This is a genomic window from Halovibrio variabilis (genome assembly GCF_007991175.1).
GTDB lineage: Bacteria > Pseudomonadota > Gammaproteobacteria > Pseudomonadales > Halomonadaceae > Vreelandella > Vreelandella variabilis.
In genome coordinates, this window is sequence record NZ_BJXV01000011.1 from 135,526 (window position 1) to 159,432 (window position 23,907).

23 protein-coding genes are annotated in these 23,907 nt (G+C 56.8%); 6 read left to right on the plus strand and 17 right to left on the minus strand.

Annotation, left to right across the window (positions count from 1 at the left end):
* On the plus strand, positions 1–1,287 hold the full coding sequence (gene phoR, locus HVA01_RS11085; protein WP_146875480.1) for a phosphate regulon sensor histidine kinase PhoR: 1,287 nt from the start codon (positions 1–3) through the stop codon (positions 1,285–1,287).
* Positions 1,288–2,137: 850 nt separating this feature from the next.
* Here phoR and HVA01_RS11090 read toward each other — a convergent pair.
* The 7 genes from HVA01_RS11090 to HVA01_RS11120 form a co-directional block, all read right to left on the minus strand.
* On the minus strand, positions 2,138–2,602 hold the full coding sequence (locus HVA01_RS11090; protein WP_246129585.1) for a copper chaperone PCu(A)C: 465 nt from the start codon (positions 2,600–2,602) through the stop codon (positions 2,138–2,140).
* Positions 2,603–2,758: 156 nt separating this feature from the next.
* Positions 2,759–3,490 (minus strand): sulfate transporter CysZ, encoded by a 732-nt coding sequence (cysZ, locus tag HVA01_RS11095; protein WP_146875481.1) that lies wholly within the window; start codon positions 3,488–3,490, stop codon positions 2,759–2,761.
* A 79-nt stretch (positions 3,491–3,569) separates the two neighbouring features.
* Positions 3,570–4,295 (minus strand): phosphate signaling complex protein PhoU, encoded by a 726-nt coding sequence (phoU, locus tag HVA01_RS11100; RefSeq protein WP_146875482.1) that lies wholly within the window; start codon positions 4,293–4,295, stop codon positions 3,570–3,572.
* A 31-nt stretch (positions 4,296–4,326) separates the two neighbouring features.
* Entirely contained in the window at positions 4,327–5,142 is an 816-nt protein-coding gene (gene pstB, locus HVA01_RS11105; protein ID WP_146875483.1) for a phosphate ABC transporter ATP-binding protein PstB, read from the minus strand.
* Positions 5,136–6,548, minus strand: a complete 1,413-nt coding sequence (gene pstA / locus HVA01_RS11110) for a phosphate ABC transporter permease PstA (protein WP_146875484.1) — start codon at positions 6,546–6,548, stop codon at positions 5,136–5,138. Before pstA ends, pstB begins: the two co-directional genes overlap by 7 nt.
* Positions 6,545–7,663, minus strand: a complete 1,119-nt coding sequence (locus HVA01_RS11115) for an ABC transporter permease subunit (RefSeq protein WP_146875485.1) — start codon at positions 7,661–7,663, stop codon at positions 6,545–6,547. The genes pstA and HVA01_RS11115 overlap by 4 nt, the downstream gene beginning before the upstream one ends.
* 112 nt (positions 7,664–7,775) lie before the next feature.
* Positions 7,776–8,687: a PstS family phosphate ABC transporter substrate-binding protein gene (locus tag HVA01_RS11120; protein ID WP_146875525.1), complete on the minus strand. Its 912-nt coding sequence runs from the start codon at positions 8,685–8,687 to the stop codon at positions 7,776–7,778.
* Positions 8,688–8,882: 195 nt separating this feature from the next.
* Here HVA01_RS11120 and HVA01_RS11125 point away from each other — a divergent pair, with 195 nt between their 5' ends.
* Positions 8,883–9,299 carry an acyl-CoA thioesterase gene (locus HVA01_RS11125; RefSeq protein WP_146875486.1) on the plus strand — a complete coding sequence of 139 codons (417 nt, stop codon included), beginning with the start codon at positions 8,883–8,885 and terminating at the stop codon, positions 9,297–9,299.
* 143 nt (positions 9,300–9,442) lie between these two features.
* Here the strand turns inward: HVA01_RS11125 and HVA01_RS11130 are convergent, their stop codons facing one another.
* From HVA01_RS11130 to hexR, 4 genes are all read right to left on the minus strand, one after another.
* The gene (locus HVA01_RS11130) at positions 9,443–10,537 is read right to left on the minus strand and encodes a TRAP transporter substrate-binding protein (protein WP_146875487.1); all 1,095 of its coding nucleotides are present in this window, start codon (positions 10,535–10,537) and stop codon (positions 9,443–9,445) included.
* Positions 10,538–10,646: 109 nt separating this feature from the next.
* Positions 10,647–11,126 (minus strand): phosphate-starvation-inducible PsiE family protein, encoded by a 480-nt coding sequence (locus HVA01_RS11135; protein ID WP_146875488.1) that lies wholly within the window; start codon positions 11,124–11,126, stop codon positions 10,647–10,649.
* A gap of 34 nt (positions 11,127–11,160) precedes the next feature.
* The gene (gene uvrD, locus HVA01_RS11140) at positions 11,161–13,359 is read right to left on the minus strand and encodes a DNA helicase II (RefSeq protein ID WP_146875489.1); all 2,199 of its coding nucleotides are present in this window, start codon (positions 13,357–13,359) and stop codon (positions 11,161–11,163) included.
* A 76-nt stretch (positions 13,360–13,435) separates the two neighbouring features.
* On the minus strand, positions 13,436–14,290 hold the full coding sequence (gene hexR, locus HVA01_RS11145; protein ID WP_146875490.1) for a transcriptional regulator HexR: 855 nt from the start codon (positions 14,288–14,290) through the stop codon (positions 13,436–13,438).
* A gap of 305 nt (positions 14,291–14,595) precedes the next feature.
* Between hexR and HVA01_RS11150 the strand changes: the two genes are divergently transcribed.
* Entirely contained in the window at positions 14,596–14,811 is a 216-nt protein-coding gene (locus HVA01_RS11150; RefSeq protein WP_146875491.1) for a PA3496 family putative envelope integrity protein, read from the plus strand.
* Positions 14,812–14,888: 77 nt separating this feature from the next.
* On the opposite strand, the gene HVA01_RS11155 is transcribed toward HVA01_RS11150, so the two are convergent.
* The gene (locus HVA01_RS11155) at positions 14,889–16,232 is read right to left on the minus strand and encodes a sodium-dependent transporter (protein ID WP_146875492.1); all 1,344 of its coding nucleotides are present in this window, start codon (positions 16,230–16,232) and stop codon (positions 14,889–14,891) included.
* Between the two features lie 134 nt (positions 16,233–16,366).
* Positions 16,367–17,221, minus strand: coding sequence for a DUF72 domain-containing protein (locus HVA01_RS11160; RefSeq protein ID WP_146875493.1), 855 nt, complete (start codon positions 17,219–17,221; stop codon positions 16,367–16,369).
* A gap of 186 nt (positions 17,222–17,407) precedes the next feature.
* Between HVA01_RS11160 and hglS the strand changes: the two genes are divergently transcribed.
* A complete protein-coding gene (gene hglS, locus HVA01_RS11165) occupies positions 17,408–18,769 on the plus strand; it encodes a 2-oxoadipate dioxygenase/decarboxylase HglS (RefSeq protein WP_146875494.1) in 1,362 nt (453 codons plus the stop codon).
* Between the two features lie 58 nt (positions 18,770–18,827).
* On the plus strand, positions 18,828–19,274 hold the full coding sequence (aroQ, locus tag HVA01_RS11170) for a type II 3-dehydroquinate dehydratase (RefSeq protein ID WP_146875495.1): 447 nt from the start codon (positions 18,828–18,830) through the stop codon (positions 19,272–19,274).
* 96 nt (positions 19,275–19,370) lie between these two features.
* Here the strand turns inward: aroQ and HVA01_RS11175 are convergent, their stop codons facing one another.
* Both HVA01_RS11175 and HVA01_RS11180 read right to left on the minus strand, forming a co-directional pair.
* Positions 19,371–20,648 carry a heme biosynthesis HemY N-terminal domain-containing protein gene (locus tag HVA01_RS11175; RefSeq protein WP_146875496.1) on the minus strand — a complete coding sequence of 426 codons (1,278 nt, stop codon included), beginning with the start codon at positions 20,646–20,648 and terminating at the stop codon, positions 19,371–19,373.
* The gene (locus HVA01_RS11180) at positions 20,645–21,628 is read right to left on the minus strand and encodes a uroporphyrinogen-III C-methyltransferase (RefSeq protein ID WP_246129586.1); all 984 of its coding nucleotides are present in this window, start codon (positions 21,626–21,628) and stop codon (positions 20,645–20,647) included. The genes HVA01_RS11175 and HVA01_RS11180 overlap by 4 nt, the downstream gene beginning before the upstream one ends.
* A gap of 76 nt (positions 21,629–21,704) precedes the next feature.
* Between HVA01_RS11180 and HVA01_RS17690 the strand changes: the two genes are divergently transcribed.
* A complete protein-coding gene (locus HVA01_RS17690) occupies positions 21,705–21,953 on the plus strand; it encodes a hypothetical protein (protein WP_246129587.1) in 249 nt (82 codons plus the stop codon).
* 170 nt (positions 21,954–22,123) lie between these two features.
* On the opposite strand, the gene HVA01_RS11185 is transcribed toward HVA01_RS17690, so the two are convergent.
* Together HVA01_RS11185 and hemC are read right to left on the minus strand one after the other, a co-directional pair.
* Positions 22,124–22,900, minus strand: coding sequence for a uroporphyrinogen-III synthase (locus HVA01_RS11185; RefSeq protein ID WP_146875497.1), 777 nt, complete (start codon positions 22,898–22,900; stop codon positions 22,124–22,126).
* Complete coding sequence (gene hemC, locus HVA01_RS11190) at positions 22,897–23,844, minus strand: hydroxymethylbilane synthase (protein ID WP_146875498.1); 948 nt, start codon at positions 23,842–23,844, stop codon at positions 22,897–22,899. The genes HVA01_RS11185 and hemC overlap by 4 nt, the downstream gene beginning before the upstream one ends.
* Positions 23,845–23,907: the final 63 nt, after the last annotated feature.

Sequence of the window (23,907 nt, forward strand, 5' to 3'; positions counted from 1 at the left end):
GTGCGTTTATGGAGCCGTGAACTGTGGCGACTAGCCTGGCTGGTAACACTGGGTACTTGCATCGGCTGGCTGCTAGGCGCGGCTGGGCTGGGGCTTTCGGCAGGGCTTGCAGTATGTCTTTTTTACCATTTACGCAAGCTCCGTGAGCTTTACCTGTGGCTAACCCTTCAGCCCCACGATGAACCGCCCGCCGCCCGCGGGATGTGGGGTGAGTTGTTTGACCGTTTATACCGCTACCAAAAAAGCCAGCGCATCACCCAAAGCCGGCTGCGTGCTACCCTAGCGCGTATTCAAGAGTCGTCGGAAGCGATGCGCGACAGTGTGGTGATGCTCGATCGCCACGGCGATTTAGAGTGGTGGAACAGCGCGGCGACGAACATGCTGGGGCTGCAAACCGCCCATGATCGCGGCCAGCATATTACCAACCTTCTGCGCGACCCGAGCTTTATTGGCTACTTTAATTCGCGCGATTACAGCGAACCGCTGACGCTAACTTCGCCGATAGACGAGCGGCGTATCCTGCAGTACCAAATCACCCTGTACGGCGACGATGAGCGTTTGGTAATGGCTCGCGATATCACCCGCTTGCATCGCTTGGAGCAAATGCGCCGCGACTTCGTCGCCAATGTGTCGCACGAGCTGCGTACGCCCTTAACCGTGCTTTCCGGCTATTTGGAAACCTATAGCGATATGGCCGATCAGCTGCCGCCGCGTTTAGGGCGCAGTATTCAGCAAATGCAGGAACAAACCCAGCGCATGCAAAATTTGGTCAATGATCTGTTGCTGCTGTCTCGCTTGGAAATTGACCAAGGCGGAAAGGACCATCATCCGCTGTCGCTTGGGCCGCTACTTCAGAGCGTGTGCGATGATGCGTTGGCACTATCACACCAGCGTCATACCATCAGCGTGGCGGTTGAGAACGATGCCCGTTTGCTGGGCAGCGAACAAGAAATCCGCAGTGCCGTTTCTAACCTTGCCTTCAATGCCGTGCGCTACACGCCGCCGGGAAGCCACATTACCTTACGCTGGAAAGCGAATGCTAACGGCGACGGCTGCCTCGATGTCGAAGATAATGGCGAAGGGATCGACCCGGTGCATATACCTCGCTTAACCGAACGTTTCTACCGCGTTGATAAAGGCCGCAGCACGGCGACCGGCGGCACCGGTTTAGGCTTGGCAATCGTAAAGCATGTGCTGCTACGCCACGATGCCCAGCTGCGGATTGAATCCCACCCCGGCAAAGGCGCGCTGTTTCGTTGCCTCTTCCCCGCCTCACGACTTACCTAATTCTCAACGCCGGTCCCTGTACAATATTTGTAGAAGTGTGTAATAATGACATTCAAGGGTTGGCGCAACATTGCGCATGTGCCTTTTTTACACAGCTCTACTGGGTTTATGGCGTTAATCAAACGCCCTTTGAGATCATCTTTTTATTTCTTAATCTGTTGTTTTTGAAGCGTTATATTATCTATTTATGCTGCTTGGCATACTCTCTGCAATATAGAGATTAAGTACACAAACAGTGCTAAAAAGTCCGTACTGAAAAGACAGCACCGTTGACCCCGTTAAGATATCGAAGAATGCTTCACCATAGGACGATGAAGCGAATAACAGGATGTTGAAAGGCACGGATGTCACAGGGTTCAAGGATGAACCAGTAGGTAGTCAAAACGCTGGTCAGGGTTAATTCCAAGGTTGGAGCCCCGCACAAGGAGTGGAAGCTAGCGTTAGTTACTGTCTATTACCTATTCTGATATCGGGCCCCGCTTTGTCGGGGCCTAATTTTTGTCTGCTTGCTTATTTTCCCCTTACGTTGCGCCTTACTGACTTGATGTACGACAAGGGTAAAAGAAACGTCTGGTAACAAATCTTTGCATTTCTCGTGAAATACACTACTATCAAAGGGCGAGAAAAAATGCGCAAGGATGTCAAATCAATAGGGATACACAGCGATTCATGGACTGAATCAAACGACAATCAAAACGCTAGTCAGGGCTTAAATCCAAGGTTGGAGTCCCACAAACGGAAAGGAAGCTAGCGTCAGTTATTGTCTACACGTTGTGCCCTTAGGCCCTGTTCTTATGCAGGGCCTAATTTTTTGATTATTCGACACACTTCCTTGCCGCTGTCGCCTCCATCAATGGTGATGCCCATCAGCGGCTTCGCTACCTTCTTGGGCGCCTTGTACCCAGACCTCTATATCTACATCGCCCTGTTCTGCAAAGGTGAGCGTGAGAGGAAACTGCTCGCCTTCTTTGAGCGGCTCGGTTAACCCAATCAACATTAAGTGATACCCACCACCGGGACGCATGGTGTACGTCTCGCCTGCCTCGACACGAATTGCTTCGACATGGCGCATCTGCATCATATCGCCGTCCATTTGCATATCGTGCAGTTCTACGTCGGCACTGGCGGGACTGCGCGCGCCGACCAGGGTAACGGGGGCTGAAAAGGCGCTGATATCCACATAGGCGGCGCCGTTGGTAGCGCCTGGTGGTGTTGGCATGGCGAAGGGGTGGGCGATACGCAGCGTGTCTGTTTGCACGTCGTGGGCCATCGCCCCAGACGCCATTGAAACAGACATGGCGCTAATTAAGAGCATACCGCCCAGCCAAGGCATAGGTTTTAACATAGGTTTTAACATGGTTTTTAAAATAGTTTTTAAGATAGTTTTTAACACAGCTTTGTTCCCCGGTAGGTAAGCGTTAATGAAAAGGTCGCAAAATGGTTTAGCGCCGGTCATACGCAGCGCGAGGTATCATGGCGATGTCATCTCGCGAGCGCCCCTGTAGTGGGCATCCCACATCAGGACAGCCCCCGCCACAGCGCCGGGAATCAGAAATAAATTAGCCAGTGGAATCCAGGTGATGAGTGTGATTAAGCCACCGTAGGTCAGGCTTTGCCACCAGCGTTTAGCCAAGCGCTGGCGCATATCGGCAAACGTCACCTTGTTGTTGTCCATTGGGTAATCCAGGTAGGTGATCGCCATCACCCAGGCGGAAAACAGCGCCCAGAGTAGCGGGGCAACTAAATTCACGCCCGGAATCCAGCTAATGATAAACAGGACAGCGGTGCGCGGTAGGATATAGGCGAGCTTGACGAACTCTCGGCCAACCGCATCGATAGCCGTTTTGGTAAAACCGCGGTCATCCAAAGGTTCACGGCCGGTGGCTTGGACTTCCACTTTGGCGGCCAAGAAGCCGTAAAAAGGGGCGGCGATAAAGCTGGTCACGAGCGTAAAGGTAAAAAATACCACTATTAACAGGCTGATAACAAAAAGCGGCCAGATAAGCCACGAGAGCCACTCAAGCCAGCTAGGCACCATGTTCATCCAATGCGCCAGCCAGCCGTCAAAACGGTTGAACACAAAGCTGAGCATGCTCACGTAGACAATCAGGTTGACGAGAATAGGCAGAAAAACATAGCGACGCATACCCGGCTGATACACACAGCGTGTGCCTCGGGTAAGCGCAGTGACAGCATCCAGCATGGCGGGTTAGCTCCTTGTCGTAAACGTCCAGACGACACTCGGCCGCCCGGACGTATTGCAGGAGGAAACCCTTATCAGGTCAAGGCTTTTTTAACACCTTCGGCTCCAGGTCGTCGGTGTCGCTATGGCGTATATCCAGGCCCTTGACCAGATAGACCACGTACTCGGCGAGATTGTCGGCGTGGTCGCCTACCCGCTCCAGTGCGCGCAGTACCCACATAACGCTGAGTACTGAGGTAATAGAGCGCGAGTCTTCCATCATAAAGGTCATTAATGAGCGCATGGCGCTGCTGTATTCGTCGTCGACCAGTTCGTCTTCGCGGACTACCTGCATGGCGAGGTCGGTATCAAAGCGGGCAAAGGCGGTAAGCGCATCGCGGAGCATTTTGCGCACGTGCTCGCTGATATGCCTGACTTCCACCAAGCCGCGAACGGCACTGCCATTTTCGCCTAACAGCATGGCGTTACGGGCGATCTTGCTGGCTTCATCGCCAATGCGCTCAAGGTCAGAGGTGGCGCGAATAACGGCAAGCACCAAGCGTAGGTCGGACGCAGCGGGCTGGCGGCGCGCCAGTACGCGGGTACATTCGTCGTCAATTTGTAACTGCAGGTCGTTGACCTGGCGGTCATTGTCGCGCACTTGCTCGGCTAGGCGGGTATCGCCCTCGAGGAGGGCAAAGACCGCATCCTGGACCTGCTTTTCCACCAGACCGCCCATGGCCATCAGGTGGGTTTTTAGCTCTTCCAGCTCCTGGTTGAACTGGCGAGAGATATGCTTGCTGTGGGTATCGCTGGTAATATCCATGGAGCACTCCTGACGTTTGTGTCGGTAAGGCCTAGGTGATGCGGCCGGTGATGTAGTTTTCGGTATGTTGCAAACGGGGGTTGGTGAAAACCTGGTCGGTGGGCCCGTATTCCACCAGCTCGCCGTGGTGTAAAAAGGCGGTGTAATCCGATACCCGCGCCGCTTGTTGCATATTGTGAGTGACCAGCACCAATGTCAGCTCGGACTTGAGATTGCGGATCAACTCCTCAATTTTGAGCGTGGAAATCGGGTCTAGCGCTGACGCGGGCTCATCAAGCAGCAGCACGTCGGGCTGTACGGCTAAGGTGCGGGCAATGACCAAGCGCTGCTGTTGACCACCGGAAAGCTGCCAGGCGGAGCGGTGCATACGGTCTTTGACTTCATCCCACAGCGCGGCGGCGGTTAAGGCCCACTCAATGATGTCGTCCCTTTTGCGCTTGGGCAGGCGGTGTTGCAAACGCAGACCAAACGCGACGTTTTCATAAATCGACATGGGGAACGGGTTAGGGGTCTGAAACACCATCCCAACACGCCGCCGCAGCTCGGTTACATTCATTTGCGGGTCATGAATATCCTGCCCTTCCAATCGGATTTGGCCGTTATGGGCCACGCTTTCATTGAGGTCATGCAGCCGGTTAATGGCCCTTAATAGCGTCGATTTTCCACACCCGGACGGGCCGATGAAGGCCGTCACACGGTGGCGGGGAACGCTTAGGGTCAAGTCACGCAACGCCGCTTTCCCCGCATAGGCGAGGTTAAAATGATCGATACTCAGGCAGCAGTGCTCAGACGAAAAGTGCGCCACTGGTGCCTGAGAGGTATTGGCTGAATGTAATGACGCTAGCATTCGTTTCCCCGTTGACGCCTAAGATAATGACGCAGAAATATGGCAGTTAGATTAAGCCCCAGCACAATTAACACTAACAGCAGCGCCGTGGCGTAAACCAGCGGTATGGCGGCCTGCACATCTTCGCCATGAAACGCGGTATCAAATAAATGATAGCCGAGGTGCATAAACTTGCGCTCTAAATGTAGGTAAGGGAACTCGTCGTCGAGTGGCATTTGCGGTGCCAGCTTGGCGACACCAACCAGCATCAGCGGTGCCACCTCACCCGCCGCGCGGGCCACCGCTAAAATGACCCCCGTCAGCATAGCGGGCGCCGCCGTGGGCAGCACAATACGGGTGAGCATCTCCAAGCGTGTGGCGCCCAGCGCGACGGCGCCTTCGCGCTGGGCATCGGGTATCCGCGCCAGCCCCTCTTCGGTGGCCACAATGACCACCGGTAGGGTGAGCAGCGCGAGCGTCAGCGAGGCCCACAGCAGGCCGCCAGTGCCAAAGGTCGGCGAGGGCAAGGTGTCACTGAAAAACCACGTATCCAGCGAGCCGCCAATCCCATAAACGAACACCCCCAGGCCAAATACCCCATACACAATCGACGGTACGCCGGCGAGGTTGCGCACGCCAACGCGCACAAAGCGCGTCAGCCGCCCCTGGTGGGCGATTTCATTGAGATAAATGGCCGCCAGTACCCCGAAAGGGGTGACGATGACGGACATTAAAATCACCATCAGCACGGTGCCAAAAATCGCCGGCCACACGCCACCACTGGTGTTGGCGGCCCGGGGTCCTTCACTCAAAAACAGCCAAACGGCTTCGCTCCAGGCGCCGGTTTTCTGCCACCACGACATGGCGTTCGGGGCTTGGGCGCTGATCACATTGGCCAGCGGTTGGCGCACGGTTTGGCCGTCGGCGGTCGCCAGCTGCAACTGGCTATCCTGGCGCTGATTGGCGGGGAGTGCCAAAAGCGCCGTTAAGCGCTGCCAGGCAGCGTCTCCCTCAAAGCGTTGGTCGGGTTGCTCAAGCGCCACTAAACGGCCGATAAAGTCCCCCCAGGGGCTGCGCTCCAGGCGAATTAAATCCACCGGCTGGGTACGCTCGGCAATTTCATCAATCGCCACCCAGCGCCAGCGAGCCCCCTCAATATCGCGATTGCCGGTAAAGTAGAGGCGTTCGTCGCCTGCCTGCTGGGGCAGCGCCACCTCGCGCACGGCGTGGCCTGCAAAGGTATCGCCCGAGCGCAGGGTGATTTCTTCCAGCGTCGCGGGCCAGAAGTGGCCTAGCCCACGCACGAGCAGTAGTGACAGCAGCGCCCCGAGCATGAGCAGGGAAAGCGCAACGCTGGCCGCGCATAGCCAGGGCCATAGGCCATTTAGCCAGTGGAAACGACGGAAGGCGGTCGACACCGGGGTCATGACGTAGCTTCCATCTGATTGTAACGGCGCCGTAAACGCTGGCGGACGACCTCGGCGAGGGTGTTGACCAGGAACGTGAAGATAAACAGTACCAGCGCGGCTAAAATCAGCAGATGGTAGGTTTGGCCGCCGGGCGAAGCTTCGGGCAACTCGATGGCGATAGCAGCGGCCATAGAGCGCATACCTTCAAAGGGGCTGGCGCTAAACAGCGCGGTGTTGCCGCTGGCCATCAGGACAATCATGGTTTCGCCCACCGCGCGTCCGGCGCCAATCATCACCGCCGAGAAAACGCCTGGGCCAGCTGCCTTTAGGGCGACTTTCCACAGCGCCTGCCAGCGGCTGGCACCCAGCGCCTGGGCGCCTTCAACCAACGATGAGGGCACATCGGCAAGCGCATCGTCTGCCAGTGAGTAGATCCCCGGAATCACCGCAAACCCCATCGCAATGCCGACAATCAGCGCGTTACGGGTGGCGTAATCGATCCCAAAGCGCTGGTCGAGCAGCTGACGCAGATCGCCGCCTAGCAACTGTTGCTCTATCCAGGGGGTGAGCCATAGCGCTATCGCCACCATTAATACCAGCCAGGGAACCAACCAAACCCCGGCCCAGGAGAACGACAAACGCCCGCGCAGGCGGGTTTGAGCCCACTGCCAGAGTAAACCGGCAAGGGCGGCACTCAGCGGTAGCCATAAAATCAGCACCATGGCGCTTGCCAGGTGGCGCTCTACCCAAGGGGCCAAAATAAGCCCGGCAATAAAGCCCACCACCACGCCGGGAATTGCTTCCATCATTTCCAGCGCTGGCTTGATACGGCTACGTAGGCGCGGCGACATAAACATTGCCGAGTAGATGGCGGCGCCTAAGGCGACAGGCACCGCAAACAGCAGTGCAGCAAGCGCGGCTTTGAGGGTGCCCCATGCCAGGGGAGAGAGCTTTGCCAGCGCCAAGGTGTCGCCCATGGCCAGCAGCGGCAGGGTTTCCCAGAGCAAAAAAACGCCGATGGCCAGGATGGCGAGCAACACCACCAAGCCGCCCGCCGTGATTAAACCGGTGGCGATACGATCCTGCAGCTGGCGCAATGGCTGCCGAGTAGAGGTTAACCGAGGTGGGATCATGTCGCTATCATGGCAAAACCAGGGGGGTGGCAAAACGGAGCAGTGTGCGAACACCGTTGTGTGGCATAAAATACATAGAATGACCCCTTACCTTAAGGCAATTTTGTGACATTTAAATGACAGGGCCTTGCTGCATCCGCGGTGGGGTTAAGCTGCGTTGAGGCAGGGCAACGAAGCCTGACGCGCGGATAATTTGCTGGCCTTCGTCAGACATGATCAGTTGCAAAAAGGCTTGTTCAGCGGGGGGCAGCTTCTCGCCAGGCGGCAGGTTGACGTAGAGATAGAGGTCGCGCGCCAGGGGGTAGTCACCGTTTTGTATGGCGCCCTCATCAGGGGCCACCGCGATGCCGTCAGCGTTGTAAAGGCTTAACGCCCGCACCGCTGGTGTCAGGTGATTGTACCCGGCGTAGCCCATCGCATTGGCAGACTCCCCTACGGCGGCCACCACCGCAGAGGAGCCCGGATGCTCGCTGATATCGTTGCGGAACTGGCCGTCGCATAAGGCACGTTGTTGAAACAGCCCGTGGGTACCCGAGGCAAGGTTACGCCCATGCAACGCAATGTCACCGAACGGCCAATCGCGGGTCGCGGGAAGCTGTTCCCAGCGCCTGATGGGTGAATCGGCACCGCAAGCGCGCGTGGTGGAAAAAATGGCATCGATCTGCTGGCGCGTTAGCGCGCGCAACGGGTTATGGCGATGCACGATAATAATAAGGGCGTCGCGCGCCACCGTTAATTCCAGCGGCGGGTAGCCATAGCGCTCAATAAAGTTATTGCGCTCTTCGGTCGTCATCGGTCGCGACATTGGCCCAAGCCGGGTGGTGCCTGCCACCAGTGCCGTTGGCGCACTGGCGGAACCGCTGGCTTGAAATTGCAGCTTCACGTCGGGGTGTTGGGCGGTGAGTGCTTCGCCCCAGCGCAGCATCAGCCCCGCCATGGTGTCGGAGCCGACAGCGCCTAAGGTGCCGCTAATCGTCGGCGACTGCGCCGCCGCTAACGGCGTGATCAGCAGCAGGAGTATCATGGCGACGCGCGCTAGGGCGTTGTTTAAGGCCAGCGGCGTGCGGCTATTATTTGGGCGAGCGTTTAAAAGAGTATTCAAACGAGCGTCCTCTTATGGTTAACTAAATCCATGCAACGTGTTGCGACGCAGCAACAGCCATCGGCAACGTACCTTTGTGCAACGTTTACAACAATAAACTGACTAAGCGACAACCCCATGACTCTCCTGGAAACCGATTTGGACGACGTACCCGCCCCGCAGGGGCAGCTCATCTTAAAATTACTGGCGTCACGCCAAGATACCAATCTTTACGGTGATATACCCGGCGGCTGGCTAGTGAATCAAATGGATCAGGCGGCTGAATTGGCCGCTGGGCGTGAAGCGGGCGGCCGTACGGCAACCGTGGCGATTGAAGCCATGGACTTTTTAAGCCCGGTGCGCATCGGTTCCATGGTCAGCGTCTATACCCAGGTCCAGGAGATCGGCCATAGCTCGATCAAAATAGACGTAGAAGTGTGGGTGCGCGCGCCCCATGTTCAGGCTATCGAGGAGCGCCACAAAGTCACCGAGGCGCGTTTCGTGATGGTCGCGCTGGACGACAATGGGCGTATTCGCGCGGTGCATAGCGAGTAATTGACGACGCCAGGCCATTCCTCGGCCTAGCCACATCGTGACCAAGCCATGCCTCAAGTAGCAAAAGGGCGCCTTGTGCGCCCTTTTGCCGTGCCAGCCGTTTGCCTGGGAATCGCCATGCAGTGCTGGCGCCTAAGCTTCAGTTAACTAGCCACGTTATCGCGGCTCTTCAAGTACGCATACTCACCGACATCGCTAAACGGCCGTAACAGTTTCTGGAAGGCCGCGTACGACTCATACACCCGGCGGGACTCCTCGTCGTTTTCGACCTGGCGTTGAATAGCGTCCTGGGAGGAAGTGTAAAGCGCCGCCATCACCTCTTCTGGGAACGTACGCAGCTGTACGCCGTGCTCATCGACCAGCGTTTCCAGCGCTTGAGCGTTGCGATAGGCGAATTCGCTGCTCATCGCTAGGTTCGACGCCCGAGCGGCTTCGCGGACTACGTCTTGAAGATCTTCCGGCAGCGCGTTCCAGGCATCCAGGTTAATCGTGCCTTCGAGCACGGCGGAGGGCTCGTTCCACACCGACGTGTAGTAGTAGTCGGCCACTTGATGCAAACCAAAGGCCATGTCGTTATACGGGCCTACCCAGTCAGCGGCATCGAGTGCCCCGGTTTGTAAGGAGGTAAAAATTTCCGAACCCGGCATGTTAACGGTGCTGACCCCAATGCCGTTCATGGCTTCCCCGGCCAAGCCGGGCAGGCGCAGTTTCAACCCCTGCATATCGTCCAGCGAGTTGATCTCTTGCTTGAACCAGCCTGCCATCTGAGGGCCGGTGTTGCCCACGGCAAACGGCTTCAGGTTGTGATTGGCGTAGATCTCATCCCACAGTTCCTGACCGCCGCCATGGTATAGCCAGGCGTTCATTTCAGTGGTGGTCATACCGAACGGCACGGCAGTAAAAAACTGCGAGGCCGCGACTTTGCCGCGCCAGTAGTAAGACGCCGAGTGGCCAATTTCAGCCGTGCCCGCCGCGACGGCATCGAAGACTTCCAGGGCGGGTACCAACTCACCGGCGCCGTGAACGCGTATCGTCATGCGGCCGTTGGAAAGTTGCTCGACCCGGCGGGCAAAATCGTTTGCCCCGGTGCCCAGCGCAGGGAAGTTTTTTGGCCAGGACGTCACCATGTCCCAGGTATAGGTGTCTTGTGCGCGCGCGCTTGAAGGGGTGACAAAAGGGGCAGCAGCGACACCGGCGGCACTAAAGCCGACGGTTTTGAGGAAGTTACGGCGTTGCATGGCAGGCAAAACTCCGGGGATTCAATAATTTTTTTGTGTGAGTGCGCCTGACGGCGCCGTGTTTGCTAGAGCAGTATGCGTTAAAGCCGAATTGGCTAGCAAGCGCCGCTCAGTCGTCGCTAGATCCCTTAACGCTGTTGCCGTGACGGACTAGCCAGTAGCACAGGCCTAACGCGAGAACAGCTGCCGCCAGGGCGGCAATTTTCCAGGGGTCGACGGTGTCGACTTCCAAGACCATAAACTTACGCACCAGCGCCATAATCGCAATCAATACCACAATTTCGACGTGAATAAAGCCCTTGCCGCTGGTCATGGTGCGCACAATAGAGTTATTGAACTCCATGGCGATCAACACGGTGAGAATCATGTCGAAAACGGCCTGAAACACGCGATAATCGAAGGGGTCGCGGCTTTGAATAAACAGCAGCTGCACGACATGGATCACCAGGTAATACATGGCCACCAATACCGCGCCGCCAATCGCCAGCGTGAGCACCAGCGATACCAAGCGCTCGAAACGCTGGTAGCCGCTCAGCGCATCCCAACCATGGCACACTTCTGGGAAAAGGCGTTTCAAGCGTTGCTTCATGAGTATTCACCTATTTATGGCTTAAAATTAGCGCTTAAAGCGGGGTTAGCTTGGCAAAGCCGAGTACCAGCCATTTGACACCTTCGCCTTCGAAGCTGACCTGTACCCGGGCGCGGGCGCCTTCGCCTTCGGCGTTAAGGATAATCCCTTCGCCAAACACCGGATGCTCAACCCCCTGGCCGACGTGCAGGCTGGGCAGGTCGCCGTCGCTCTCGACGCTTTGCTGGGCAAAGGAGGTGCGCGCCGCCGTGACCGGGCGGGAAATATGCCCGCGTAGGCGAACCTCTTCAAGCAGGTGCGGCGGTAGTTCGCGCAAAAAGCGCGACGGTCGCGGGAACACCTCTTTGCCGTGCAGGCGGCGGGTTTCGGCGTGGGTCAGGTAGAGTTTTTGCATGGCGCGGGTGACGCCGACGTAACAGAGTCGCCGCTCCTCTTCGAGCCTGCCCGGCTCTTCAAGGGACATCTTATGCGGAAACAAACCTTCTTCGACACCGGCAATAAACACCACCGGAAACTCCAGGCCTTTGGCCGAGTGCAGCGTCATTAACTGTACGCTGTCCTCAAACTCTTCGGCTTCGTGGTCGCCGGCGTTAAGCGCCGCTTCGGAGAGAAATGCTTCCAGCGCGGCCATGCCTTCGCCCGCCTCCGGGGCTTCGAACACATCGCCTTGGGTAAAGGCACGGGCGGCGTTGACCAACTCTTCCAGGTTTTCCACCCGCGCCTGGCCTTTCTCGCCGCGCTCGCTTTTATGATGCTCAATCAGGCCGGTGTGGATCGTCACGTGGTCGATGATTTCGTGCAACGCCATGCCTGCGCAATCATTATCCAGCTGCTCAATCAGATTGGCGAAGGCTTGCACCGCGTTGGCCGCGCGGCCTTTCAAGGTACCGTCGTTAATCGCATCGTGGAGCGCCTGCCACAGCGGAATGCTCTGCTCCCGGGCGCGCAGGCGGATAATCTCCACCGTGCGGGTGCCGATGCCGCGGGTGGGCACGTTGATCACCCGCTCCAGCGAAGCGTCGTCATCGCGGTTGAGCAGCAGGCGCAGGTAGGCCAGGGCGTTTTTGATTTCCAGGCGCTCGTAGAAGCGGTGGCCGCCGTAAATACGGTAGGGCATGCCTTGGCGGATCAGCGTTTCTTCAAGCAGCCGCGACTGGGCGTTGGAGCGGTAAAGAATCGCAATATCGCGGCGGTTAAAGCCTTCGTCGACCTTCTCTTTGATGGTGTCGACGATATAGCGGGCTTCTTCCAGGTCGTTAAACCCGGCGTAGATCGAGATCGGCTCGCCTTCGATGCCGTCGGTCCACAGGTTTTTACCCATCCGCTCGCTGTTGTGGCCGATCAGCGTGTTGGCGGCTTCCAGGATGGCGCTGGTGGAGCGGTAGTTCTGCTCTAGACGCACGGTGTGGGTTTGCGGGAACTCCTGCTCAAAGCGGCTGATATTTTCCACTTTGGCGCCGCGCCAGCCGTAGATCGACTGGTCGTCATCACCGACGGCGGTCATCGGCGTCGTCATGCCGGTGAGCAGCTTTAGCCAGGCGTACTGTAGCGTATTGGTATCCTGAAATTCGTCCACCAGCACGTGACCAAAGCGCCCCTGGTAGTGGTTGAGCAGCGCCGGGTTATCGCGTAGTAGCTCCAGGCTTCGCAGCAGTAGCTCGCCGAAATCGACCAGGCCGCCGCGCTCGCAGGTAAGCTGGTAGCGCTCGTAGAGCTCGACCATCTGGCCCAGGTAGGCATCGCCATCGACGTTGACCTGATGCGGGCGCAGCCCTTCCTCTTTGCAGCCGGAAATAAAATGCTGCACTTGGCGGGGCGGATAGCGTTCGTCGTCAATCGAGTAATCTTTCAGCAGTCGTTTGACCAGGCGTAGCTGATCGTCGGAATCGATAATCTGGAAGTGTTGCGGCAGCTTGGCGTCCTGCCAGTGGGTGCGCAGCAGGCGGTGGGCGATGGAGTGAAAGGTGCCTACCCACACATGGCGCATTGAGATGCTCAGCAGTGCTTCAAGGCGCGTGCGCATCTCTTTGGCGGCTTTGTTGGTAAAGGTAACCGCCAGCAGCGCGTAAGGAGAAAGCCCTTCCGCCTGCATCAGCCAGGCGATGCGATGAACCAGCACGCGGGTTTTCCCGGAGCCTGCCCCTGCGAGCACCAACAGGTTGCCTTGAGGGGCGCTCACTGCTTCGCGCTGAGCGGGGTTGAGCTGATCGAGAATCGCCGTGACGTCGTCCATAGTAGCCGCTGCCGGATAAAAAATAGGCGGCTAGTCTAGCACAGCCAGCCAACTGGCTGAGTATACAGGTCAACGATTAGGAGTCTTCAGAAAAGCGCAGCGTATTGAGGCTCATTTTAACCGCCTTAAGCTGCTCGGCGAGTTTCGGGCCGCGGGTTTTGGCCACGCCGACGGCAAGTACGTCAATCAGCACCAGATGGGCAATGCGTGAGCTAAGCGGGGTGTAGATTTCGGTGTCTTCGTGGACATCAATATACAGCGGCAGGCTAACCTCATCGGCCAGGGGCGAACCGCTGGGGCACAGGCCAATGACGGTTGCCCCTGCTTCGCGGGCCAAGCGTACGCTGGCGACCAGCGCTTTGGTACGGCCGGTTTGTGAGATTGCCACTACCACATCGCCTTCGTTTAGCGTCACCGCTGACATATTCTGCATATGCGGGTCGGCGTAGGCGGAGGTGGAGATTTGTAGGCGGAAAAACTTGTGCTGAGCATCAAACGCCACCGCGCCGGAGGCGCCAAAGCCGTAGAACTCTACCCGGTTGGCGACCGCCAAGGCGTTCACCGCACGGCCAAGCGCATCGTTATCCAGCCGGTCGCGGACCGACAGCAGGGTGCCTACGGTCGAGTCAAAGATGCTGTGGGAAAACTCAGCGACCGAGTCGCTGTCGTTCATGGAAAATTGCGCAAACTGGCTGCCGCTGGCCAGCATTTGCGCCAGCTGCAGCTTGAAGTCTTGGAAGCCGTTACAGCCCAACGCGCGGCAAAAACGTACCACGGTCGGTTCGCTGACCTTGGCTTCGGTGGCCAGATCCACAATGCGCATGTGGATAACCTCTTCGGGGTTGCGCAGTACAAACCGCGCCACTTTTTGCTCGGAGCGACGAAAGTGCTCCATGCGGCGTCTCATTTCATCGAACAGGGCGCGACTCACGTTCAGCTCCTTGGCTCTCCAGCACACACTTGGTTATCCGCCATTGACGCCAACCGAAATCCTCTGCGCTGTGTTTGTAGCATTGGGGTTGTTACAACATTGGCCACAGTATGCCTGACTGATCGAGCAAATGGGCAAGGAAAGCACATAAGGGGGTTAGCATTTAACGCGTATTCAGTTCTTTTTTCGATTGGTCATCATTTTGTCAAGTAGGTTATAGTAATACTTGAAGTGCCGCACTGCATCATATCAGTCGTCACGGATGCAGGTGGATGCAGGCATATTCACCTAGAGGAACGTCGATTATGAGAAACGTCGAACGAATCACCTCGGTTAAGAGCGAACTGCTCGATATTTTTATGAGCCTACAGGTTGATGAACATACTCAACGCCAGCGCAGCGCTGCCCAGCGCAGCTTAAGAGCGCGCCGGGGGATTGAGCTTCATCGAGAGTTTCAGAAGTTATCACGGGATATCGCCCCCTTGCCCGATGAAGAGCGGCAAGAGAGCGAAGTGCACTAGTTTAGATTTAGCACGCAGATTACGCTGCCCTGCCGATTAGCAGGGCAGCGATGGCTTAGCTTTAACGTAAGCTTGGCTTAGATAAGGCCTGTCACAAAGACGGTGATGACGGCCAGTGGTGCTAAGTATTTCGCAATGAAATTCCACAGGCTGTAATCGTATACATCCATTTTAAGCTCTTTGCGCGATTCTTCTTTATCCAGGCAGGTAGCAAAAAACACAATCGCGCCCAAGCCGGTCAGCGGCAGCAGGATTTTGCTGGTGAAGGTGTCTAATAAGTCGAAGATGTTAAGACCGAAGAACAGCACGTCGGACCATACATTGAACGACAGCAACGCCGCCACGCCTAATAACCACACTGCGATCCCGCTCACCAGCGTTGCCACCGTACGACTCATCGGGGAACGTTCTTCGAGCGTTTCCACGACGGGTTCAAGCAGTGAGATCGCCGAGGTTAGCGCCGCAAAGGTGAGCAGCAGGAAGAACATCAGCGCCAAAATTGCACCGCCGGTCATGTTGCCGAACGCCAGCGGCAAGGTGACAAAGATTAACCCTGGGCCTTCGCCTGGGCTTAAGCCGTTAGCAAACACGATTGGGAAGATTGCCAAGCCCGCCAGCAATGCAATGACGGTATCTAAAATAATAACGGTACGTGCCGTGCTAATCAGGTTAACGTCTTCACCGAGGTAGGAGCCGTAGGCCATCATGATGCCCATGCCCAACGACAGGGTGAAAAATGCTTGGCCCATTGCCGCCAGCACCACGCCGCCCGTTAATGCGCTCCAATCCGGACGAAACATAAAGGCTAGCGCCTCGCCGAAGTAACCGCTTGCCATACCATAGCCGACCAGCACTAGCATCAGCACGATAAGCGCTGGCATCATCAGGCGCGCCGCGCTTTCTAACCCTTTGGTGACGCCGCGAGCCACGATGCCCACCACAAGCACCATAAACGCCGTATGCCACAGCAGCAGCGTGATCGGGCTGCCCAGCATATTGCCAAATAAGGCGTTAATACCGTCTGCGTCTTGGCCGTTAAAGGTACCAATCACGGCACTTAGTGTGTAATTCAGCGACCAGCCGCCAATCACGCTGTAAAACGAGAGTATTAAAAAGGCCGCTAAGACACCGCTAATCCCCACTAATGCCCAGGCCGGTGATTTACCGTGATTCGCGGCCAGTTCGGCCATGGTATTGATCGGGTTTTTCTGACCTCGACGGCCAATCATCCACTCTGCGACCAAAATGGGTAAGCCCACCAGCGCAACACACGCTAAATAGACAAGAACGAACGCCGCCCCGCCGCTATCGCCCACCATATAAGAGAAGCGCCAAATATTTCCCAGGCCCACCGCTGAACCCGCGGCGGCCAGCACAAAGGTCATCCGCGATGACCACTGTGCATGTGCAAGTTTTGCCATATATCCCCCACTGAATAGATTGTTGTCAGTCTAGTTTTCGGAAAATTAGCTTATTAATAGCGTTCTTTTCCGAAAGTCAGCGCAATTTATCTGATCAAAGGCAAGCATGCCAGTTAGCCCTCCAAAAAAGGTGGTTAAAATAGCAGGTGCTGCTTGTCTTCGGCGAAGGGGTTAAGAGGCGTTAATGGGGTTACTTCCCCCAAGGCGTTGTAGAGTAATCGGGCCATGTGGGGAGACTCGCGGTTATCCGCAGTATGCACAAATAAGAAAGGGGTTTTCCCCTGATTTATCCACAGCTTTAAGCGCAACGTCCAGGCTTCGAAATAACGACTATTAATCGTTTTGTCAATATGCCCAATAAAGCGAATCACCGGAGAGTTTGCCGTGGAAAGTACGTGTAATGGGAGTTTCGGCTTTTCTTGCTGGGCTTTGGCCAGCCCAATATGGCCATTAGCCGAGGTTGAGAAGACCGGGCGCACGTCAAGCATCACGCGGTTGACAGAATAAGTTATCAACAGGCGGTTAAGGGCGGTTTCGGCCGCCCCTTTGTGGAAAAACTCAGGGTGGCGAACCTCGACCGCGCAAGGCAAATGGTCAGGCCAGGCGTTAAGCAGCGCTTCAAGCTGGGGCAGCTCTTGAGGGCCAAAATCGCGCGGTAGTTGCACCATGGTTGGGCCAAGGCGATCATGCAGCGGTTCAAGCGCGGCTAAAAATGCCCAGGCGTCCTCTAAGCGCGTTAGACGTTGATCGTGGGTCACACTGGCGGGTAATTTAAAACAAAAACGAAAATGGGAGGGCGCTTGGCGAGCCCAGGCGGCCACCGTTTCTGGTTTGGGGATGCCGCTGTAAAAGGTGGTGTTGCCCTCAACGCTGGAAAACACTGCGGCGTAATCGCTTAATAGCGCTGTTTTGGCATGTCGCGGATAAAGGCTGCCAAGCCAGTCCTGATTGGCCCACATGGGCAAGCCTAAGTAAAGAGGAAGGGTCATAGGGGCCATGCCTAGGTCAACAAGATAGAGCGCTAATGTAACAGCTTCACTAGCCTATTCGCTAAGCGCTAGCGGCGGTTTTTATGTAGTGGTTTTTATGTATAGCAAGGTGCGGAAAATGTGAAATTCATTCGTCGCTAATAGCGCTACTATGCAATAACGTTCATTAATGACCAGGATTGCGCCATGTGCTCAGCTTACGTTAGTAGCGACGATATTCGTGACCAGTTTTCCAAGGCGATGTCGGCAATGTACCAGCAAGAAGTGCCGCAATACGGCACCTTGCTGTCACTGGTTGAAGCCGTCAACCAAGCGGTGCTGGCGGCAAATCCTGCGCTTAATAGCGAATTGCAAACGAGCGATGAGCTCGCGCGTATCAACGTTGAGCGCCATGGCGCTATCCGTGTGGGCAGCCCCGCCGAGCTTGCCATGCTGCGTCGCATGTTCGCGGTGATGGGGATGGAACCAGTGGGTTATTACGATTTGTCAGCGGCGGGCGTGCCGGTTCACTCCACGGCGTTTCGGCCAGTGGCAAACAGTGCACTGAAGCGTAACCCCTTTCGCGTTTTTACTTCATTGCTGCGGCTTGAACTGATCGAAAAGGCTGAATTAAGGCAACAGGCGAGTGATATTTTAAGCGACCGCGATATCTTCACTGCCAGCGCCAAGACACTGATTGAGCGCTTCGAGCAGCAGGGTGGGCTTAGCGCCGCCGATGCCGAGCAGTTTGTGCAGGAAGCGCTGGAAACGTTCCGCTGGCACGACAACGCGACGGTCGATTTGGCGACCTATGAGCGTTTGCATAACGAGCACCGCTTAATCGCCGATGTGGTCTGCTTTCGCGGCCCGCACATTAATCACCTAACGCCCCGGACGCTGGATATCGATGAGGTACAGCGGCGTATGCCCAGCGTGGGTATCGACCCCAAAGCGATCATTGAAGGGCCCCCGCGCCGGCATTGCCCGATTCTGCTGCGCCAGACCAGCTTTAAAGCGTTGGAGGAGACGATTGCCTTCGCGGATGCCGCCGAGGGAAAGCACACCGCTCGCTTCGGCGAAATCGAACAGCGCGGTATCGCCTTAACACGCAAGGGGCGCGAACTTTATGACCGCCTGCTAGCGGCGGCCAAAGAAACCGCGCCGCAGGCGGCGGGTAACGATGCCCATCAAGCGCATCTATCCGAGGTGTTTCAGGCCTTTCCCGATGCGTATACAACGCTGCGCCGCGAAGGGTTAGCGTTTTTTCACTATCAGGCGGTTCAGGGGGTATCCGTGCAAGGGGCTGTCTCTCATGAGCAGGCAGATAGCCTGATCGAACAAGGCGCCCTCAGAGTTACCCCCATGATTTATGAGGATTTTTTGCCCGTGAGTGCGGCCGGTATTTTTCAATCCAACCTGGGGGGAGACAGTCATGATAACTACGCCAGTAGCGCGAGCCAGCAGGCGTTTGAGCAGGCCCTGGGAACTGCTGCGATTGACGAGATTGAGCTGTATACCCAGCGCCAGCAGGCATCGCTTGAGCAGGCGCTGGCGCAGCTGGCGGGTTAAGTGATAGAACAGGCAATGACGTCAATGAATGAACAAACGGATAAGGCTGAAGAGACTCATGAGTCAAGGCAAGGTATTGGTATTACATGGTCCCAATCTCAACTTGCTGGGTAGCCGTCAGCCAGAGATATATGGGTATGAAACGCTCGACGACATAAACAATAGGCTGCGTGAGAAGGCGGTGTTGGCAGATTGGGACATAACCTGCCTACAAAGTAACCACGAAGGTGGCTTGATTGATGCTATTCACACCGCACGCTTGGATGGCACCCAAGCGATTATCATCAACCCTGCTGCCTATACGCACACTTCAGTGGCCCTTCTTGATGCGCTTAATGCGTTTGAGGGCAAAGTGATCGAGGTGCACTTGTCCAATGTGCACAAGCGCGAAACCTTCCGCCATCACTCCTACGTCTCGCTGCGCGCCGATGGCGTGATTGCTGGTTTAGGCGTACAGGGCTATCGGGCTGCGCTAGAGGCGGTGATAAGCGCATTTCAGGCTTGAGCCTAGGCGTTTTTATGCGTTCAGTGTTACCCATCAAAACGGGGTGCCTTATAAGGCACCCCGTTTTGATGATGACAGCGTAGCAATGCCTGCCTGCTAAGCGCTTTTCTTAATGGTTTTGCTGTCTTTCTGCTTGCTGTCTGGTTTTTTACTGTCGTCAGCATCGCTTGGCTGAGGTAGCGAAGGGAGCGACTTGGCCAGCATTTCAACGCTGTGGCGGTAGTAGAGCTGGCTCTTGTTATGCTCGCCAAGGCTGGCGTAAAGGCGGGCAAGCTCTGCACACACTTCACCATTGGGACGTTGGCGCTGGCTGGCTTCGAAATACTCCAACGCTTTATCCCATTTGCCGGTACGCAGTGAAAGGCGGCCACAGGCGAGCAGTAGTTCGGGATCATTGGGCCGTTCCTGCAGCCATTTTTCGGCTTTGACCAGTTGACGCCCCGCGTCTACGTTGAGCAAGCCATAGCGTTTCACCAAGCGCGCATCCCAGTGGTGATCCAGCGAGTGGTTAAGCAAGCGCTCGGCAATCGGCTCTTCGTTGGCTTGGATCAGCGCTTCGCTGTAAAGCACGATCAGCTCGGTGTTGCCGCGCAGGTAGTCCGGCATATCCGCCCACAGGCCGCGCACCCGCTCAATGTTGGTGGGGTTTTGAGCTTCAAACACGATGAGCTCGCGGTAAGCCTTAAACTCCAGCTGCTCGCGCTCTTGCTGCGTGATTAGCTTCTGCGCCGCCAAGCGCGGAATCAAGCGCCGTAAACCTTCCCAGTCGTTGACGCTTAAATGCACCTGCTTGAGCAGCTTGAGCACTTGGGGATGATTTGAGAGCTTCTTATCCAGGCGGTTAAGGATCGCTAGCGCTTCTTCCGGCTGCTGACGCTCAATCATCATCTGCGCCTGCATTAAACCAACGGCGGTATCGGCGCCATCGGTGGTTAGCTGCGCCTGATTAAGGTGCTCCTGGGATTTGCTGTGATCCCCCTGATAATGGGCTGCCAGCGCTGCCGATAGGTAGTTGACCAGCGGTGTGCTGGAGTCATCGGCGGCGTTCATCAAGGTTTTTTCGGCTTTTTTCCAGCGGCCTTCCGTTAGCGCCACTAGCCCGCGCACGGTGCGCTGCATGGCGCGCCGGTTGCGGGCGCGGCTGTTCCAGCTGCGAAAGCGCCCCATGGGGCGAATAATGCCGCTGAGTAAGCGGAGCACAAAATGCAGGGCGATAAAGGCCGCAAACAGCAGCACCAGGCCAAACCAAAACGAGGTTTGCACGGAGGAGTCGCCCACGCGTATCAGCCAGTAGCCGGGCACCGACATCATCAGGTGCCCAAACAGGGCCCCAACGGCGAGGCCAGCGACAATCAGGAGAATGAGCTTTCTCATGATTCACCTCCGCTTTGGCCACGCGTTTCATAGCGGTTCTCGATAAAGCGCGCGAGTTCCTGCTGTGAGCCGCTGATATCGGGCAGCTCGGGTTTTACCTCGGCTTGCTGGAGTTCTTTAAGGCGCGTAATCACGCTTTGTGTATCCTCGCGAGAGGTGTCGTAGTAGTCGTTCAAAAGCTGTAGCGCTTTGTCGATACTCGCGTCGTAAAGTTCTTTCTCTTCGTTGAGCAGTGCCAGCTGCGTCTGCTCTAGCACCAAGCGCAGGCTCTGGCGCAGGTAAGACTCTTGCTCTGGGGTAATCAGCGCTTCCAGGGCTTCGTCGTGATGGCGAACCACCACCAGGTCTTTAAGCTCTTCACCGAAGCGCGCCAGCTGGCGCTGGAAAGTGCCGGTGGGCGGCTCTTCGATACTGGACGTGACTGCCTGCTCGTCGATTTCTTGCGAAAGGCGCAGGCTGGAAATACGCTCCTGCTGAGCATTTAACGCTAAGTAGAGGCCGGTGCGATCAACCTGGGGCACGGCGTCCAGCGCTGCTAGCTCATTGGCAATCTCGCTGCGGACCGGGGTCAGCGCGGGGTTATCGGCATCGGCCAGGCGCGCATCGGCAGTGCGCAGTAACGCCGCCGCGCCTTCCACATCGCCCTCTAGCTGCAGGCGCTGATTGGCGAGACGCAGCAGGTAGGCCGCTTCGGCATGCAGCCACTCACGCTCGTCGGTGTCCTGTTCTTGAGAGAGTTGGTCCAGCACTTGGCTTAGCGTCTCGTCGACGTCGCTGCGGTAGCTGTCAAATTCGTCGCGTAGTTCACTCAGCGCGTTCTGTAGCGCTTCATCGCGTTCGGCTTCGCCGCTATCCAGACGCGACTCAAGGTCGCTAACCGCCTGCTGGGACGCGCTCTGTTCCGTCTGCTGCGCCAGTTCATCCAGGCGCTGCTGCTGATTCTCTAAGCGCTGCCAGCCTTGCCAAGCAACGAACGCCAAGACAATCGCCAGGATAACGACCAGCGCAATGACAAAACCGCTGCCTTTACCGCCTTGAGGGTTAGCGGTCGGCGGTGTGGCGCCGCCACCCGCGCCGCCAGAGGACGATTTTGACGCTGCAGCAGAAGAAGTGCTGGAAGGTTTGGCGCTTGAACCTGAAGAAGATGAGCTAGACGGCGAGCCGGAGGAAGTCGATGAAGCCGCGCTAGGAGCAGAGGAACTTGCATTGCTGGCGCTGCTTTTAGGCGTACTTGAGGCACTCGCGTCTGCAGCAGACGCGCCCTTCCCGCGCCGGCGTGAACGGCTGTTTTTATTGCCACCTTGAGGCGGCGTCGCTGAACTCGATTGGGTCGGCGATGTGCTGGTTTCAGTTGCCTGGGTAGTGGAAGCGGCCTTATCGGTCGTCTTCGTGGCGTCTGGGGTGGCATCTTGGGACGCCGGTTTTACGTCATCCTGATCGTTTACTTGTTTGCTCATCTGTCGCTAGCCCTTGAGTTAAGTTCCTTGATCGACATCGGCACCCGGTGGGTCGCAGGTCTCCAACGCCGCTATCAACGCAGCTGGCGTAGCTCCGGACGCCACCTTGAGGTCACAAAAACCTAGTCTGCCAGCCAGTGTAGCCAAACGGCGGCTGGAGACGATTAGCGGTTGGTTCAACGCCGCTTGATGGCACCATTTTGCCAGATGTTCCAGCAGTTCGCTGCTGGTGACGATCAACGCCCGGTAATTACCTGAACATAAGCGCGTTTGCAGGGCCGGTGCAAGGGGCTGAAAGGTGCGTCGATAAACGGCAACACGAGTAATGTTTGCCCCTCGCTCAGCCAGCGTTTGTGCTAACAGCGGTCGGCCTCCTTCACCTGCCACCAGTAGAATGCGCTGATGGTCTACCTGCTGGAGTGAGGCCAGTGCCAGTAACGCCTCGCTGGTATCCTCACCCGCATTGGACGAGGGCACGTGTACACGAACGCCTAACTGTTCAAACAGCGTTTTCGCCGTGGTGTTGCCAACGCTGTAATACTCAATCCCCACCGGCAGTTGCGGCCAATAGCGATCTAACGCCTCACTGAAACATACGGCAGCAAAGGGACTGATGACTATTATCTTATGGTACTGATCAATATTCAGCCAGATTTGCCGCTGTGCGGGATCTTCCGGCAACGGTTCCAGCTGCATAACCGCGAGTGATTCTACTTGCTCGCCCCGTTCACGTAACGCCGCGGCTAACGCTTCCCCGCGCTCGCCGGGACGGCAGATCAGTACCGGTTGGGTCATAATATCTCGCGGCCATAGACCTCGGCCAAAATAGCCCCAGCGCCTTGGTCGAGTAGCTCTTCGGCAATGCGAATACCCAGCGCTTCGGGCTCGTGCATCGAGCCACGGCCTTCGGCGCGGAGTACTTCAGTGCCTTCTGGGGTACCGACCAGGCCGCGTAACCACAGGGTTTCATTGTCACTATCCAGCACTGCGTGGCCGGCAATGGGTACTTGGCAGCCGCCTTCCAGGCGCGTGTTCATGGCCCGTTCGGCGCGCACGCGCGTGGCGGTGTCGGCGTCGTCAAGCGGCGCTAACAAGGCAATCAGTTCAGGGTCGTGCAACCGGCACTCGATGCCTAACGCTCCTTGACCGCAGGCGGGCAAGCAAATTTCCGGCGGCAGCGCTTGGGCGATCCGCTCATCCAGTCCCAGCCGTTTCAAGCCGGAGGTGGCGAGAATAATGGCGTCAAAGTCGCCCGCGTCTAATTTGGCAAGCCGGGTTTGCACGCTGCCGCGCAGGTTAAGAATTTGCAGGTCAGGGCGGGCTTCGCGCATTTGCAGGCCACGGCGTAGGCTAGCGGTGCCAATGCGCGCGCCTTCGGGTAGCTCATCGATGTTAGTGTAATGATTCGAGACAAAGGCATCCGTGGGGTCGGCGCCCTCTAAAATGACCGACAGGCCCAACCCTTCGGGAAAGTGCATCGGCACATCCTTCATGGAGTGCACGGCAATGTCGGCACGCCCATCGAGCATGGCGTCTTCGAGTTCTTTGACGAACAGCCCTTTACCGCCAATCTTTGCCAGCGGCGTATCGAGGATTTTGTCGCCTTTCGTCGAGAGCGCCACGAGCTCAACCTCCAGGCCGCTGTGTGCCGCCATTAAACGGTCGCGAACGTACTCAGCCTGCCACATGGCCAATTGGCTTTTACGCGTGGCAATGCGCAGTTTGGTGATAGATAGCACGTTATTCTCCCTATACCGCAGACACGGCGAGTCAATCTATGATAAACCTCATCATAAAGCACC

What these genes read in the sequence shown, in the direction of transcription:
- HVA01_RS11090 (WP_246129585.1), bottom strand. Translation starts at nt 2,602, where the DNA reads ATGCTCTTAATTAGCGCCATGTCTGTTTCAATGGCGTCTGGGGCGATG.
- cysZ (WP_146875481.1), bottom strand. Translation starts at nt 3,490, where the DNA reads ATGCTGGATGCTGTCACTGCGCTTACCCGAGGCACACGCTGTGTGTAT.
- phoU (WP_146875482.1), bottom strand. Translation starts at nt 4,295, where the DNA reads ATGGATATTACCAGCGATACCCACAGCAAGCATATCTCTCGCCAGTTC.
- pstB (WP_146875483.1), bottom strand. Translation starts at nt 5,142, where the DNA reads ATGCTAGCGTCATTACATTCAGCCAATACCTCTCAGGCACCAGTGGCG.
- pstA (WP_146875484.1), bottom strand. Translation starts at nt 6,548, where the DNA reads ATGACCCCGGTGTCGACCGCCTTCCGTCGTTTCCACTGGCTAAATGGC.
- HVA01_RS11115 (WP_146875485.1), bottom strand. Translation starts at nt 7,663, where the DNA reads ATGATCCCACCTCGGTTAACCTCTACTCGGCAGCCATTGCGCCAGCTG.
- HVA01_RS11120 (WP_146875525.1), bottom strand. Translation starts at nt 8,687, where the DNA reads ATGATACTCCTGCTGCTGATCACGCCGTTAGCGGCGGCGCAGTCGCCG.
- HVA01_RS11125 (WP_146875486.1), top strand. Translation starts at nt 8,883, where the DNA reads ATGACTCTCCTGGAAACCGATTTGGACGACGTACCCGCCCCGCAGGGG.
- HVA01_RS11130 (WP_146875487.1), bottom strand. Translation starts at nt 10,537, where the DNA reads ATGCAACGCCGTAACTTCCTCAAAACCGTCGGCTTTAGTGCCGCCGGT.
- HVA01_RS11135 (WP_146875488.1), bottom strand. Translation starts at nt 11,126, where the DNA reads ATGAAGCAACGCTTGAAACGCCTTTTCCCAGAAGTGTGCCATGGTTGG.
- uvrD (WP_146875489.1), bottom strand. Translation starts at nt 13,359, where the DNA reads ATGGACGACGTCACGGCGATTCTCGATCAGCTCAACCCCGCTCAGCGC.
- HVA01_RS11150 (WP_146875491.1), top strand. Translation starts at nt 14,596, where the DNA reads ATGAGAAACGTCGAACGAATCACCTCGGTTAAGAGCGAACTGCTCGAT.
- HVA01_RS11155 (WP_146875492.1), bottom strand. Translation starts at nt 16,232, where the DNA reads ATGGCAAAACTTGCACATGCACAGTGGTCATCGCGGATGACCTTTGTG.
- HVA01_RS11160 (WP_146875493.1), bottom strand. Translation starts at nt 17,221, where the DNA reads ATGACCCTTCCTCTTTACTTAGGCTTGCCCATGTGGGCCAATCAGGAC.
- hglS (WP_146875494.1), top strand. Translation starts at nt 17,408, where the DNA reads ATGTGCTCAGCTTACGTTAGTAGCGACGATATTCGTGACCAGTTTTCC.
- aroQ (WP_146875495.1), top strand. Translation starts at nt 18,828, where the DNA reads ATGAGTCAAGGCAAGGTATTGGTATTACATGGTCCCAATCTCAACTTG.
- HVA01_RS11175 (WP_146875496.1), bottom strand. Translation starts at nt 20,648, where the DNA reads ATGAGAAAGCTCATTCTCCTGATTGTCGCTGGCCTCGCCGTTGGGGCC.
- HVA01_RS11185 (WP_146875497.1), bottom strand. Translation starts at nt 22,900, where the DNA reads ATGACCCAACCGGTACTGATCTGCCGTCCCGGCGAGCGCGGGGAAGCG.